A 507-nucleotide genomic window follows, 5' to 3' on the forward strand; every position below is an offset into this window, starting at 1 on the left:
ATATCTTTGTCATACACATAAGCAAGTGGAAAGTTCCCCCCACGGATGAGTTTGGCAATTTTATATGAATCTATTTTATCGTTTTTGGCTTTACCGCCATGAATCGCCTTCATATATAACGCATGACCGAGAATAAAGTCGATAGTGTGTTCTTTACAAAAGTCAGCGACCCAATACCAGCAATGCATGCATTCTACGCCAACCACAATATCACCGATATACGGTTTTAGTAGTTTTAATAGTGCTTCTGGGTCATCTTTAATTTTCTTGTGAACAAGTATAAGTCCTGTATTATCAATGATACAGACGTAAAGTAATCGCGCGTGTAAATCGATTCCACAATAATATGGATGCATGTTATTGTAAAAGTTCATTGAGCTTTCTCCTGTAAGGTTGGTTGCCTTTTCAGCGTAGCGAATAATCGCGATGCTGGGGAGGAGGCTCAATGAGTATCAAGTCATTAAAGCAGGACAAAAAACAGTTGGTTTTTGCTCGTGCGTCGCAGTT

General features: G+C 39.3%; 1 protein-coding gene. It reads right to left on the bottom strand.

Features of this window, described 5'->3' with window-relative positions; all coding sequences use genetic code 11:
* Positions 1-374: IS110 family transposase (locus CWB65_RS19075; protein ID WP_138741254.1), on the bottom strand; the 374-nt coding region annotated here is incomplete at its 3' end.
* Positions 375-507 lie beyond the last annotated feature (133 nt).

Origin of the sequence: Pseudoalteromonas sp. S554, assembly GCF_005930865.1 — a bacterium.
GTDB lineage: Bacteria > Pseudomonadota > Gammaproteobacteria > Enterobacterales > Alteromonadaceae > Pseudoalteromonas > Pseudoalteromonas marina.